Origin of the sequence: Streptomyces gardneri (assembly GCF_006539185.1) — a bacterium.
Taxonomy (GTDB): Bacteria; Actinomycetota; Actinomycetes; order Streptomycetales; family Streptomycetaceae; genus Streptomyces; species Streptomyces gardneri.
In genome coordinates this window covers 202578-216286 of sequence record NZ_BJMN01000007.1, presented here as the reverse complement: position 1 = coordinate 216286, position 13709 = coordinate 202578, and the positions used below count along the sequence as shown (strand labels likewise).

Genomic DNA, 13709 nt, shown 5'->3' with positions numbered 1-13709 from the left:
CGAGCGCTACGCCAGAACGGGGAGCGCGGCGAGCCCGCGAACGAGTCGTGTCCGCCGCCATTCCAGACGCTCAGGCGGGACGGCGAGCCGGATTCCGGGAAACCGGTGCAGCACCGCTCGCAGGACGATCTCTCCCTCGGCCTTGGCCAAGGGAGCGCCGACACAGCGGTGGATGCCGTGGCCGAAGGCGAGATGTGACGTGGCGTCCCGGTCCAGGTCGAGCAGGTCCGGCGCCGGGAACGGTTCGGGGTCCCGGTTCGCCGCCCCCAGAGCGACCTGGACCGGGACGCCGGCCGAGATCTCGACGCCGCCGAGTGTGAGGGCTTCCGTGGAGAACCGGAAGGTGGCCGTACTCACGGGAGGATCAAAGCGCAGCAGCTCGTCCAGCGCGGCAGGGATCCCGTCCGGGTCGTCCCGAAGGCGGCCCAGAGCGGCCGGGTGCCGGAGCAGCGCCAGGAGGGCGTTTCCGAGGAAGTTGGTGGTCGTCTCGTGCCCGGCGACGAGCAGCAGCACGGCGAGAGAGACCAACTCGTCCTCGCTCAGCTCCTCGTTCCCGGCGCGGGCCGCGATGAGCCGGTCGAGCAAGGACTCCCCCGGGTGCAGGCGCTTGGCGGTGATGAGGTCCGTCATGTAGTCGGCCATCGCGTGGGAGGCCCTGTCGACGACGTCCGGCTCTCCCGCCGCGAACAGTTCCGCGGACCAGCGTCGGACATCGGCCCGGTCGGACTCCGGGACGCCGAGCAGCTCGCAGATCACGATGACGGGGAGCGGCACCGCCAGACCGGCCACGAAGTCGAACCGCTCGCCGGGGGACCACCGTTCCAGCAGTTCGTCGGCGACCCGGGCGATGAAGGGACGAAGCTCCGCGACGGCCCCTGTCGTGAACGCCCTGGTCACGAGCTTGCGCAGCCGCGTGTGCCGGGGCGGGTCGCTGGCCAGCATGGTGCGGCCCACCGCGGGGTGCAGGCGCCGCCGCGACCCGCTGCCCTCGAAGAACGCCGCCGTGTCCTTCGAGAACCGGGCGTCGGCAAGAGCTTCCCTGGCCTCCGCATAGCCCAGTACCAGGCATCCTGGGCGCTTGCCGGAGTCAACGGGCCGCAACTGCACGGGGCATGCCGACCGCAGGGCCGTGGAGGAAGCGTAGGAAGCGTAGGGGTCCTGGTCGAAGCGGGGCTCCTGTGCCGGTACGGTCATGCGCCCATTGTCCATCCGGCGCGAGAGGAGCGACCTTGGCAGGGCTGCGCACCCGCACGCCGGCCTCAGCCCACGTCGAGCGCGTTCCGCAGACCGAGTCGGTGGCGCAGACGGTCGTGGCGCTTGAGCCCCTCCAGCTCCGGGGCCCGGAAGAGCGGCCGCACCGTGCAGCGCGCCGCGGCCGAGCCCGTCCGGTCGAGCAGGGCGTTGACGGCTTGGCGGGCGGAGGCGTTGGCGCCTTCCATCGTCGCCAGGTCGATGTCGACGGCCACGTAGTCGCCGGCCAGGAAGAGGTTGGGGATCCTGGTGGCAGCCTTCGGTCGGTTGTGGAACGTGCCGACGGGATGGACGAGGAGCTGGTCCTCGTTGGTCGGGTTCGGCGTGCCGAGGCCGTCGACGCCCGGATCCAGGAACCAGGAGTGCAGCGCGCTGTCCTTCAGGACCGTACGGCCGGTGTCGTTGAACGCGGCCTTCAGCTGCGCCCAGACCTCCCGGGCGACCTCCGTGCGCGTGCACTGTTTGGCTGTCTTGCCGTAGAGGATGCCGGGTCGGTCCCATTCCGAGATGTCCACCGAGAGACAGTCGACGGCGGCCCCGTCGCCGTAGTCGGCGGGGAAGTCGCGGGACGGCCAGTGGCGCGCCTGCTGGATCGCCGTCAAGGACCACGGGGAGTCGATGCAGTTGGCATGTCCGGCGAGCAGCGGCGCGTGTTCGGTGAGGTAGAACTGGATGCCCGTCATCCAGTCCGTCTCCAGCTTGTCGCACCGCGCCAGCTGCGGATCCGCCGCCCGCAGGGCCGCGCCCCAGGTCCTCCGGGCGTGCTCCACCGGCATCGCCGAGACGTAGTGATCGGTGGTCACCGAGCGGCGGACGCCCTGGGGATCTTCGATGACGACCGCGCCGATCCGCCCGGAGCCGGAGTCGTGGACCAGCTCCCTCACGGTCCAGCCGACACGGAACTCCACCCCGAGGCTCGTCAGATGAGCCACCCAGGGATCGATCCAGGCCTCGTTGGTGGGCAGGTTCAGGATCCGGTCGAGGGGCCCGTCGGCGCCGCGCCCCAAGGCGTTGAAGGTGAAGGCTTCCAGGAGGGTGGCGACCGTACGGGTGCTGGCCTCCTCGGCCTTCGTGGCGACGATGTTGCGGGTCAGTCCGACGGCCAGGATGCGCTGGTAGTCGTAGCTCATCCGCTCGGCCCGCAGGAACTCCCACCAGGGTGTCCGCTCCCACGTCTCGTCGCGCCGCTCGTCGCAGCTGGTCAGGAAGACGAGGAAGCGGTTGACGAAGTACGCGGCCTCGTGGAGCGGGATGGAGCGGGCGGTGTCGAGGAGGGCGGTCAGGGCGGCGCGGATCTCGTCGAGGGTGAGTTCGGCAGGACGGTGACCCGGCCAGGGGAGCGGGATGCGCAGGTCCTCGCGGCCGGTTCGGGCGAAGGACATCTCGGCCGGAGCGACGAGGTTGTCCCAGACCCCGTTGGCGTTCCCCGGGAAGGGGATGCGCCGCATCGTGTCGGGGAGATTGTGGTAGATGCCGGGGATGAACCGGAAGCCGTGCTCGGCAGGGAGCGGGCGCCGGGTGCCGCGCGCGCTGTCCGGTACGTCCATGGAGCGGGCCTTGCCACCCAGTGCCCGGCGCTCGTAGACGGTGACGCGGAAGCCGCGCTCGGCCAGTTCGTGGGCGGCGGTCAGTCCCGCCACCCCACCACCGAGAACAGCCACGGACTGCGGCGCGGACGGCTCCGCAGCGACAGCCGGTGCGGCGCCGGGAGCGACCGCCCCGACGGCGACCGCTCCGGTCGTGGCGGCCACTCCGGCCACGAAGGTGCGTCGTGAGGTGCCCGTACGGTGGTCCATACCCAACCCCTTTTACCGGCGGTAACCCTTCGTCCGACGCAGGAGCATACGACTGTCCCCCGAGTCCTGGAAGTTGAGCGCGGGCCCTCATTCCCACATGGCGCGATCCCGCCCCTCGCGCGGGAGCCGACCGTCCGGTGCTCCTCATCGACCGGTCAGGCGGAGACGCTTCTGCTGAACCAGCCGCTGAACGTCTGCTCCTTCGCCGCGGGCGCCCGCCGCTCGGCCCGTTCCAGCATCCTTTCGGCCTCCGCTCGCCAGGAGGCCGCGTCCGCGCGGGGCGGGGGCAGGAACGTGCCACGCTCGTCCGCTTCGGCGGCGGCTCCGAAGAAGTCGCCGCCCTTGCGCTTGACGTCGTCCGTCCCCCACGCGCGGCCGGCGTCGCGCGGGGGCACCTTCCGCAGGTGGGGAATGTGCTTGGCGCAGTGGATGTACGCCTCCTCGACGGCGACCTCCACCCAGACCCGGGCCCGACGGCCGGGTACGGGGTCGTACGCGAGGCCGAAGTGCGTACGGCGCATCTCGTCGTCGGCCACGATCCGCGCCGTGCCGTTGACGTGGAGCCCGATGCGGTCCTGGAGGAAGTCCATCATCAGGATGCCGACGTGGGGGTTCTCCCCGATGTTGCCGAGGCTGGCATGGACGCCGTTGCCCCGGTACTCGGGATAGGCGAGGGTCCGGTCGTCCAGGACGTGGAGGAATCCGGGCGGCCCGGCCCGGAAGGTGTTGTCGCATTCGCCGTGCCGGTCGGCGGTCGCCAGGAAGAACATCTCCTGCCGTGCCGCAAACTCCCGCATCCGGGTGTTGAGCCGGTCGAGGACCTGGTCGGCGTAGAACCTGTCGGCGCGTTCGGTGGTGCCCATGTGCTGCTGGACCCGGTGTTCGCCGTCGCTCCCCGGGCGGGTGGTGCGTACCGGCGCGGCCTGCCGGAGCCCGGCCTGTTCGCGTTCGAAGGTGCTCAATTCCTCGCCCCGACCAGTTCCTCGATGGAGTCGTGCCGTATGCGGTGGGCGGGTATGCCGATGTCCACCAGGGTGTCGACGCCGCGGCGAATCATGCCGGGCGGGCCCGACAGGTACGCGTCGTAGGTGTGCCACGGGCCGTACTCGTACACGGCCTCCGGGAGCCGGGCGCCCAGGCCGCCGCCGGGGCCGTCGTCGACGACCGGACGGACGGAGAGCCAGGAGTGCGACTGCTGCAGCCGGAGCATGGTCTCGATGTCGTACAGATCGTGGTCCCTGCGGGCTCCGTAGAACACCTGGACGGAGCGGCGGCGGCCGTGCTGGGCCACGTCCTCGACCAGGGCCTTGATGGGCGCGATGCCGGTGCCGCCGCCGAGGCACAGCAGCCCGTTGTCGGTGCTGTGGTCCACGGTCATGGATCCGGCGGGGGGACCGAGCCGGATGACGTGCCCCGGGCGGGCGCGGTGCACGAGGGCGTTGGAGACCCAGCCCGCCGGCACGGCCTTGACGTGGAAGGAGAGCAGGCCGTCGGAGCGGGGTGCGCCGGCGAAGGAGTAGTGCCGCCAGATGCGCGGCCACCAGGGGGTCTCCAGGGTGGTGTACTGCCCGGCGAGGAAGGGGTACGGCTGGTCGGGCCGTACCGTCACGACCGCGATGTCGGGCGTACGCATGTCATGGGCGACGACCTCCGCCTGCCACGAGGCGGGGGCGCGCAGCGCGTCCTCGGCCGCCGCGTCGATCATGATCTGGGAGATCGTGGTGTAGGCGGCCACCCAGGCGGACTCGGTCCTGGGGTCCCAGCTCCGCGGGGCGTAGCGGGAGAGGGCGCCGATGAGGCATTCGCCGACGGCGGGATAGTGCTCGGGAAGGGTGCCGTACTTCCGGTGTCCACGGCCCAGATGGGACAGGTACGCGGCCAGGGTGGCGGTGTCGTCCGCGTGGGTCGCGGCGGTGAGCAGCGCCTTGAAGAGGCGGTCGCGCTGGGTGTCCATGGCGGCGGGGAAGAGCGCCCGCAGGTCGGGGTGACGGAGGAAGAGCAGGGAGTAGAAGTGCGAGGTGACCTTGTCGGCGATCGGCTCGATCTCGGCCATGGTGCGCCGCAGGAGGCCTACGTCGGAGGTGTCCTCCGGGGCCGGAGCCGGAGTCGGGGCCGTCGGGGCCGGAGTCGGAGCCGTCGGGGTCGGAGTCGGGGCGGGGGCCTGGGTCGGGCCCTGCCGCTGAGGCGGAACCTGGGCGGGTGCAGCGGGTGCCGTGCGGCTCCGGCCGGCGCCGCTGCCCACGGGGCGTATCTGGGTGAAGGTTCGGCTGGGCACACGACCCTCGGCGTCCCGGTGCCCGTCCTGCCGACCGTCCCGCTGCCCGTCTTGGGGATGCTGCGGGCTCGCACCGAACCAGCCGGCGCCCCGACTGTTGCCGCTGGATCTGTCGCCGGACCTGTCGCCATCGGCGGACGGAGTGGTCGGAGCATCCATCGGTTTGCCTCGCCTCGAACATCTTTCGATCGTCTGCGTACGCGGGGTCCGAGTGTGTCTCGATTCCCCTCTCCGTATCGGAATTCCCGGCTTTTCCCCCAGCTGTGAAATCCCATGACACGTGCCGCACGTGATGTGTGACGGCATCCGAACGCTCGAACGGGGACGACCATACCCCCGCCCGCACGCACCCATGAACGGGCCCTTAAGCCGCCACGGCGCCACGGCGCCATGGCATTTGAGCAGGTCAAAACGGTGCACGGGCGAGGAACTCGGGCCCTGCGATGAGTTACCGACGAGTTCGAGCGATTCGACAAGCCGTCCGCCATAGGCTCATGAGGAAATTCCCGACGGAAAAGAAGAAGGGCGGACCGAACCTCTCACACCGCACTCTCGGATTCTTCACTTCTCCCCTCGGACACCGGTACCGGTCAGCGCCCGTCGAAGAGATGGTGCAGCCGCGACGGCGTCAGCGTCATCCGGTCGAATCCGACGGCACAGCCGTCTCCGACCGGGGACTGGACTTCGATCCCGACCCGCACGTCGGGCGCACCGTCCAGACTGAACTGGCGTGCCAGGCGCCAGGACTCGCCGTCGACCGAGGCGTGGAAGGCGAAGCCGCCGTCGAGGCGGCTGATCCTCAGCCAGACCGGACCGTGGTGCAGGGGCCATCCCACGGCGTCGTCCGAGAGCCCTCGTGTGACGACCGAGTACAACGTGGGCGGGCCGTCGGGCGCCTGCTCGAAGGTGAGCTTGGCCCAGACGTCCGGTGCCGACCAGACGACCACGGCGCCGGCGTCCCACGGCGCTCGGAAGTCCACACGGAGGCGGGCGGAGAACTGCCAGTCGCCGGGGGGAGGGACCAGGAGAGCACGTGCCGCGTCGTTCCTGACCTCTCCGGTCAACGGGTTGGTGAAGACATCCGTCCTGGCACCCGCCTCCACGGTCAGTACGTCGTCGTCGAGTGCGAGGGCGGCCGGGGGCTCTGCCCAGTGCCGAGCGTTCAGCAGCATGGATTCCAAGGTCATGACACCCACCCTGACGACCTCGGCGAGCTCTCTCACGAAGAAGCCACGAAGATCCAAGAAGTGACCCGAAAGTCCAGATCCGCGGAGTCGGGAACCACCGGCCGGACCGTAGGGGCGGCGGACCTAGGGTCGCCGACGAGATTCCGGGTACGGCGGTGCCCGGACCGGGGCCGCCCCGCCACCCGGCCTCCGCCGGGTGGGGACCGGCCCCACGCCGGTCCCCACCCTGGGCGGCCATGGGGGTGCGCCGCCCGGTCACGGGGTGGGTCAGCAGCCGCTGGTGAGCCAGCGGCAGGCGGTGATCAGCGCGGCGGCGTGCTCCTCACCGCGGGCGTCCTCGGTGCGGACCTCCTCCGGCAGAACCTGCAGGGCATCGATGTCGTACTCCGTCATGACGGTCTCCTTCTTCGGTTGCTTCGACGGGATGCCGGTGGCCGGCGGCCACCGGACACTCAGGGGTGGGCCGGACCGCCCTCGGGCAGCCAGGCGCGGGGGCCTCCGCAGCGCATGCGCAGCAACAGGGAGAGGCTTCCTGCGAGGCCGGTGGCGTACTCGGCGAGTACGGTCCTGCGGTTCTCGTCGGGCACCAGGAGGCGCCCGTCACGCAGCACGGCCTGGGCGGCGAGGTGCTCGACCAGCAGCTCGGCGGCGGCACCGTGGCGCTCGTCGCCCGTCCGTACGGCGGTGTCGAGCAGGAACTCGGCGTTGCCCGCGAGCCCGTGGCAGGTGGCCGGCGAGTCGGTCACCCGGCCGGCCCGTACCGCGAGGGCCGCGCCGTCCACCAGGTCGCGCAGGACCTTGTCGGACGCGCCGGTGGCCGCCCAGAGCCGGACCAGGAAGGTCCCGACGCCGGACGAGCCGCTGCACCAGTGGCGGGCGAGCTCCGGGGAGTCTGAGAGGTGGCGGGCGCGGTCGACGGGCCAGAGCGCACCGGCGGGTCCGCTGCGGGCGGCGGCCACGAGGGTGGCTCCCGCTTCGGTGGCCGCGTCGAGGAATCGTTCGTTCCCGGTGGCCTCCGCCGCGAGCAGGAGGAAGGTGCCGACCCCGGCCACGCCGTGCGCGAAGCCGTAGTGCCAGGCACCCGCGAGAGCCGACCCGAAGTCCTCCGGCACCGGCCAGAACACCCCTTCGGGGGTACGCCGAGCCGCGTCCAGGAGCCCGTCCGCGACCTGTGCGGCACGGTCCAGGAACCGCGGATCGCAGGTGGTGCGCCAGAAGTGGAGTTGGGTCAGACCGGAGCCGGCCGCTCCGTGGCAGACGTCCGGGTTGGGCCAGCGGACGGGGAGGGCGAGCGCCAGTGCGGTGGCGCGGTCCGCCAGGACGGTGTCGTCCAGCGCCCGCGCGGCGTCGAGCAGGGCCCAGGCCGTACCCGAACGGCCGAATCGCAGACCGGGCAGGTTGCCCGGCAGCTCGTCCTGCCGTTCCATCGTCCAGCGGGCGGCGGAGCGGAGGCCCTCGGCGAGCGCCTCGCGGGTCACGGGCGGCGTCGCCCCGGTGCCCCCGGCGCCGAACGGCCCGGTCGTGCCGGCGGCCCATCGGTCCAGGGCCCGGGCGAGCAGGGCGACACCACCCGCCGAGCCGTGCTGCACGGCCACCGGATCACAGGTCTCGCCGAAGGAGTCCGAGGCCCACAGCCGTTCGGGGTCGTTCGGGCGCATCGTGGCCAGGAGGTGGGCGATGCCGTCGTGCAGGAGGCGTGCACGTGTGGCCTCGGCGTCCAGGTTCGCCTCCTGCGCCGGGCCGGGGTTCCGTTCCGGATCGACGGCCCTGGACTGCCGGCCGCCCACTCGCTCCGGCGACGTCGACTTCCCCTGGCCGCCCGTGACGAACTCCCGGGCCCGCTCCAGGGTCCAGCGGTCCTCGGGTTCGTCCCGCATCAACCCCCGGATCAGCGGCGCGAAGCGGCGTACGAGCGCGTGGTCGCGGCCAAGCAGTTCCACGAGGCGCGCCAGACGCTGCTCGTCCGGCCGGGCCGTGTCCCGCGGCAGGTCCTCGGCGAAGAGCGGATCGGCACCGCTCACGGCGTGCAGGACGGTCGCGCCGAGGGCGTACATGTCGACGGTCGGCGGCAGCGCGGGTGCCACCTGGTCGACGGTGCGCAGCTCGGGTGCGGTGTAGCCGGGGGTGGCGCCGAGGACCCACCGCTCCCCCTCCCGGGCCGCCATCTCCAGGTCGATCAGGACGAGCCGTCCGTCCGGGGTGACCATGACGTTGTTGGGGTTGAAGTCGTGCAGGGTGACGCCCAGTTCGTGGGCGGTGGCGACGAGCTCGACGAGCTGCCGGACCAGGGAGTCGGCGGTACGGGCGTCGGGGCAGCCGCTGCCGTCCCCGGCCAGCCGCTCGGCGACGGTGCGCCGCAGCGTCGCCCCCGGCACCGAAGCGGTGGCCAGGAACACGCTGCCCTGCTGCTCGAACACCTCGACGAGCCCGGGGACGCGGTCGGGGCGCGCGCTGCCGAACCGTTCGAGCAGCGCGGCCTCGCGGCGCAGCAGGTCCCGGACGTCGAGACCTTCGAGGCCGGCTCCCACGTGGGGCCGTGCCTGCTTGACGACGACCTGCTCGCCGGTCCGGGTGTCCTCGGCGCGGAACACGCCGCCCTTGTTGGAGTGCTGGATCGCGCCCCGTACCAGGAAGCGGTCGTTCAGGAGGACGGGCTTGGCCGTGGCCGTGCTGCGGGCCGGGGCGGCCGGGCGGTCGGGGAACGGGTCTCCGGCCCAGGCCGGCGGGGTGAACCAGGCGTTGCGCTCGTCGGCGACCGGCCGGCCCTCGGGATCGGTGAGGCGGGCGGCGAAGGCGCCGTCGGCCGTCAGCTCTCGGACTCCCCTGAACACGCCGTACCGGTAGAAGACCTGGCTGTCGGGCCGGTAGCGCCGGTCGGAGAGGACCGCGGGGCCCGGCAGGCCCTCGGTGGCCCGGTGCAGTTCCTCGGCGAGCAGCCTGAACCGGTCGTCGTCCGCCGGGTACACGGTGAGGAACTTCCCGCCGCCGCCCCGCGCGAAGCGCCCGGACACCAGCGCGGCGATCCTGGCGGGACTCCCCGCGAACTTGAAGGCCGCGCGGTGGGCGACGAGCACCTCGGCGGAGCGGGCCAGGACGAGAGGCGCCGAGAGCGGGGTGGCCGGGACGTGGATCTTCCAGCCCTGGGCGCGCCCGACGGGCTCGCCCGGTACGACGTGGCACCAGAACTCGCCCTGCTCGACGCTCCAGTCCGCCGGCCCGGCTCCTGTCGTTCCCCGCCCGCCGCGCTCCCCCGGTGTGCTCCGGGCGATCACGGCGCGCACGATGTCGGGTAGCAGCGCGAGGTCCGAGGGGCTCTCGGCGCGGGACCGCCGGGGCCCCGGGCCGGACGGGGAAGGACTCACAGTGGGTGACGACACGCTCTACGTCCTCGCCTTTCGCATGGGAACGAGCACTCGACGAGCGCTCGACAAGCCCTGGACGGGACCTAGAGGACGGGCTTGACGTAGTCGTCGCCCCAGCTGGTGTCCAGAGGGCTCCCGGCGACCGTCCGCGTCGCCCCAGGTCCGCCGTCCGCCGTGGCGGCGGCGGTGGCGCCGCCGGCGAGCAGGACCGTGAGGAGAAGGAGGCAGCGGACGGCAACGGACATGGTGCGGCTCCTGGTTCGGGAGATGAGGTGGCAGGCGGGAACATCCGCGTCTGGCGGGTTCACGTCGAATGTCGGTCTGATGGGGTTTCCCTCGACCGGACACCACCAGTTCATCCCGGCGAGCCCGCTTGGTCCAGCGCCATGACCTGGCAATACCCTGCATGGCACGGAAGTAGCAGGGCCGCATCACGGGGGAAACACGTGACTACTGGGATGGATGTGGACGGAATACCTCGTCTGGACGCGAGGGCCGTCGCCGTCTTCGCGTACGTACTGGAGCGCGGCAGCCTTGCGCCCCGGACACCCGACGTGCTTCCGGCTGTCGGGCTGAGCCAGGAGGAGATGGAGGCGGCCTGCCGCACGCTCCAGCGGCTACGCCTCCTCAGGCCGGCTCCCGGCAGGCCCGGGGAACTGATTCCGGTCAGCCCGGACGCCGCGGCGGCGGAAGTGGTCGGCCCGCTGGAGGCGGAGCTCGCGCGGGCCGCCGTGCGGGCCCAGTCGCTCCGCGACGAACTGCACTCCCTGATGCCGCACTACCGCGCCGCACGGCGCGAGCAGGGCCGCCGGGAGGGCTTCGACGTACTGCCCGACATGGCCTCCGCATCCGCGATGCTCACCGAGGAATCGGCCCGCTGCCGGGAGGAGGTGTTCAGCATCCAGCCCGGCGGGGGCCGGGCACCGCACCGCCTCAAGGCCGCTGTCGAGCGGGATGTGGCGATGCTCGGCCGGGGTGTGCGCATGCGCACCCTGTACCAGCACTCGGCACGGGCCAGCCTGTCCACCCAGGGGTACGTGGAGAGCCTCACCGAGGCCGGCGCCGAGTACCGCACCGCCGCCGAACTGCCCGACCGGGCCGTGGTCTTCGACCGGTCCGTGGCCTTTCTGCCGCGGCGGGCCGACGGCGGTACGGGCGAGGGGGCGGTGCTCGTCCGGGACCCGGACGTGGTGGCGTACCTCTGCAGGGTCTTCGAGCAGCACTGGTCCGCGGCGGCCCCGTTCCGGGGCACCAGCGAGGCCGCCTACAAGGAGGTCGGCCACAGTCTGCGGCGGGCGCTGGTGGGGCTGCTCGCGGAGGGCGTCAAGGACGAGGTGATCGCCCGGCGCATGGGGATGTCACTCCGCACCTGCCGCCGTCACATCGCCGAACTCATGGAGGAGTTGGGGGCGGAGAGCCGTTTCCAGGGCGGCGCCCTCGCGGAACGCGCCGGTCTCACCGGAGCGGAGATCGCGACGGACGCCGCCGCCCGCTGATCCACGACCCGGTGCGGTGTCCACCGGCTTCACCGCCCGGACGGCCTTCCCGGGCCGCTCAGCGGCGGGCCCCGCGATGGGGCCCGCCGGGTCGTGGTGGACCGGCGGCATCGGTCACCGGGCGATTTCCGTCCTGGATGCCGCGAGGACGCGCATGGTGGCGAACTCGACGACTTGCGCCGCTATTGCCTCCAGGTGTTCTTGGACGTGGGGGTCCTTGCAGTCTCCGGCGGGTGAGAAGCACGGTGTCGACGTGTTGATCGCGGCGCCCAGGGGTGTGGGCCAGCCGCGCAGCGAGTGGGTCACGTCGCGCAGCGCGGCCAGGGTGGAGACGGCGCCCTGCCAGCCCTGGGCGACCGCCACGCATCCGACGGGCCGTTCGCTGAAGTAGGGCCGTATGTCCTCACGTAGTTCCTCGACGTGGTCCAGGGCGTTCTTCACCAGGCCGGAGATCCCGCCGTGGTAGGCGGGGCTGGCGAGCACGAGCCCGTCGGCGCCCGCTATGGCCGACAGGAGCCGTCGGGCCTGGGGTGCGGTGGCGCCGTGCCGGGGGTCGTACAGCGGCATGGCAAGTGCGGGGCCGGCGATCAGTTGTACTGATGCGCCGCGTTGTTCCGCCGCGTCAAGTACCACCCGCAGGGCCTGCTCGGCGGTTGATCCCGGCCGGCTCGATCCGCCGACACCGACCACGTTCACGATCCGGTGCACTGGGGTTGCGCCTCCTTCTCTCGCTTCGTGGACGAGTGTGTCTGGATAAAAGGTGATTCCACCCGTGCGCGTCGAACACGAAGTGGAATCATCTTTCAGCTGTTCGTGCCGGAAGGTCAGGCGACGGTCGTGACGTCGTCCTGCCTCTCGGGCTCCTCGGCGACGGTGACCGCCGGGCTTCGCCTGAAGTTCAGCGCGACCAGCACGATCAGGACGATGCCGACCACGGTGGCCCACATGGCGGAGCGCACGCCGTCGGAGGTGGCGACGCGCAGCGCCTCGCCGGTCAGTCCTTCGTTGCCGGAGTTGGCGACCGCCACCAGGAGGGCGAGGCCGACCGCGGCGCCGACCTGCTGGCCGGTCGATGCGACGCCCGAGGCGATGCCCTGGTCCTCGGCCGCGACCCCGGTGGTCGCCGCCGCGTACATCGCGGTGAACACGGTGCCCTGGCCGAGACTGAGGATGAGCACGCCCGGTACCAGTTCCCAGTACGAACCGCTCGGCGAGACGGAGAAGGTGAAGGCCACGGTACCGACGAGCCCCATGAGGAGCGCGCCGATCAGCGTGGCACGCACTCCGAAGCGGGTGACCAGTTTCCCTCCGGAGAGGTTGCCGATGAGCACCCCTACGCACGGCAGGAGGAAGGCGATACCGCTCATCGTCGCGGAGTAGCCGTGCACGGTCTGGAAGTAGACGGTGAAGAAGTAGGGCAGCGCTCCGAACGTCCCCATGAAAATGAAGGTGACGACGGTGCCGGTACTCAGGTTGCGGTTGCGGAACAGGCGGAGCGGCAGCAGCGGGTCGCGGCCGCGGCCCTCGATGGTGAAGAACACGGCGAGCACGGCCACCGCGATGGCCGCGGTGATCAGGATCGTCGGCGAGGTCCAGCCCGACACCGGTCCCTGGACGAGGGCGAACACCAGCAGCGTCGAACCGACGGTCGCGGTCAGCGCACCGGGCAGGTCGAACTTGCGCCCGGAGGCGGCCCGGTCGGTGTCCTTGGGAATGATGGCGAACGCGAGCAGCATGGCACCGCCGGCGAGCGGGACGTTGGCGAAGAAGATCGACGCCCAGCCGAACGAGCCCGTCAGTACGCCGCCGAGCAGCGAACCGAGGATCATGCCGCTGCCGCCGGCGCCGCCCCAGATCGCCAGGGCACGGTTGCGCTCAGGGCCTTCGGCGAAGGTCGTGGTGACCAGGGAGAGCGTTGCGGGGGCGAGGAAGGCGCCACCGATGCCCTGCACCGCACGCGCGATGATCAGGGTCGTCGGGTCGCCCGCCAGCCCTCCGGCGAGCGAGGAGACCGCGTACAGGAACAGGCCGAAGGTGAACATCCGGCGGCGTCCGAACAGGTCTGCCGCACGGCCGCCGAGCAGCAGGAAGCCGCCGAAGGCCACGGCGTAGGCACTGACGACCCACTGGAGGGTCTGTGCGGAGAAGCCGATGCCGGCACGGATTTCGGGCAGTGCCACGAACACGATGCTGTAGTCAATTGCGTAGATGCACTGGGCAAAAGCCAACAGTGCGAGGATTAAGCCGAGGCGTCGGCGGGGTGGCGCCTGGGCGCCGGCGACTGCAGAAGGCATTTCTCTGCCTGTTCCTTCCGGGTTTTTCGGGTGCTTGTCAGTAACGCA

Annotated in this window: 11 protein-coding genes; 1 reads left to right on the top strand and 10 read right to left on the bottom strand. The window is 71.6% G+C overall.

The window, feature by feature from the left end; genetic code table 11:
- Positions 1-6 precede the first annotated feature (6 nt).
- From SGA01_RS06245 to SGA01_RS40900, 8 genes are all read right to left on the bottom strand, one after another.
- A complete protein-coding gene (locus SGA01_RS06245) occupies positions 7-1194 on the bottom strand; it encodes a cytochrome P450 family protein (protein WP_141294107.1) in 1188 nt (395 codons plus the stop codon).
- A 65-nt stretch (positions 1195-1259) separates the two neighbouring features.
- On the bottom strand, positions 1260-3047 hold the full coding sequence (locus SGA01_RS06240) for a hydroxysqualene dehydroxylase (RefSeq protein WP_141294106.1): 1788 nt from the start codon (positions 3045-3047) through the stop codon (positions 1260-1262).
- A 155-nt stretch (positions 3048-3202) separates the two neighbouring features.
- The gene (locus tag SGA01_RS06235) at positions 3203-3910 is read right to left on the bottom strand and encodes a pyridoxamine 5'-phosphate oxidase family protein (RefSeq protein ID WP_141294194.1); all 708 of its coding nucleotides are present in this window, start codon (positions 3908-3910) and stop codon (positions 3203-3205) included.
- Positions 3911-4005: 95 nt separating this feature from the next.
- A complete protein-coding gene (locus SGA01_RS06230; protein ID WP_141294104.1) occupies positions 4006-5481 on the bottom strand; it encodes a globin domain-containing protein in 1476 nt (491 codons plus the stop codon).
- 431 nt (positions 5482-5912) lie between these two features.
- The gene (locus SGA01_RS06225; protein WP_141294102.1) at positions 5913-6509 is read right to left on the bottom strand and encodes a DUF1349 domain-containing protein; all 597 of its coding nucleotides are present in this window, start codon (positions 6507-6509) and stop codon (positions 5913-5915) included.
- A gap of 267 nt (positions 6510-6776) precedes the next feature.
- A complete protein-coding gene (locus tag SGA01_RS41785; RefSeq protein WP_255325155.1) occupies positions 6777-6902 on the bottom strand; it encodes a hypothetical protein in 126 nt (41 codons plus the stop codon).
- Positions 6903-6961: 59 nt separating this feature from the next.
- Positions 6962-9781, bottom strand: coding sequence for a class IV lanthionine synthetase LanL (gene lanL / locus SGA01_RS06220; protein WP_141294100.1), 2820 nt, complete (start codon positions 9779-9781; stop codon positions 6962-6964).
- A gap of 173 nt (positions 9782-9954) precedes the next feature.
- The gene (locus tag SGA01_RS40900) at positions 9955-10116 is read right to left on the bottom strand and encodes a hypothetical protein (RefSeq protein ID WP_167534023.1); all 162 of its coding nucleotides are present in this window, start codon (positions 10114-10116) and stop codon (positions 9955-9957) included.
- A gap of 219 nt (positions 10117-10335) precedes the next feature.
- Between SGA01_RS40900 and SGA01_RS06215 the strand changes: the two genes are divergently transcribed.
- Positions 10336-11367 carry a hypothetical protein gene (locus tag SGA01_RS06215; RefSeq protein WP_141294098.1) on the top strand — a complete coding sequence of 344 codons (1032 nt, stop codon included), beginning with the start codon at positions 10336-10338 and terminating at the stop codon, positions 11365-11367.
- 114 nt (positions 11368-11481) lie between these two features.
- Here SGA01_RS06215 and SGA01_RS06210 read toward each other — a convergent pair whose 3' ends face one another.
- Both SGA01_RS06210 and SGA01_RS06205 read right to left on the bottom strand, forming a co-directional pair.
- Positions 11482-12075: an NADPH-dependent FMN reductase gene (locus tag SGA01_RS06210; protein WP_141294095.1), complete on the bottom strand. Its 594-nt coding sequence runs from the start codon at positions 12073-12075 to the stop codon at positions 11482-11484.
- Between the two features lie 116 nt (positions 12076-12191).
- Positions 12192-13661 carry an MFS transporter gene (locus SGA01_RS06205; RefSeq protein WP_141294093.1) on the bottom strand — a complete coding sequence of 490 codons (1470 nt, stop codon included), beginning with the start codon at positions 13659-13661 and terminating at the stop codon, positions 12192-12194.
- Between the last annotated feature and the right edge of the window lie 48 nt (positions 13662-13709).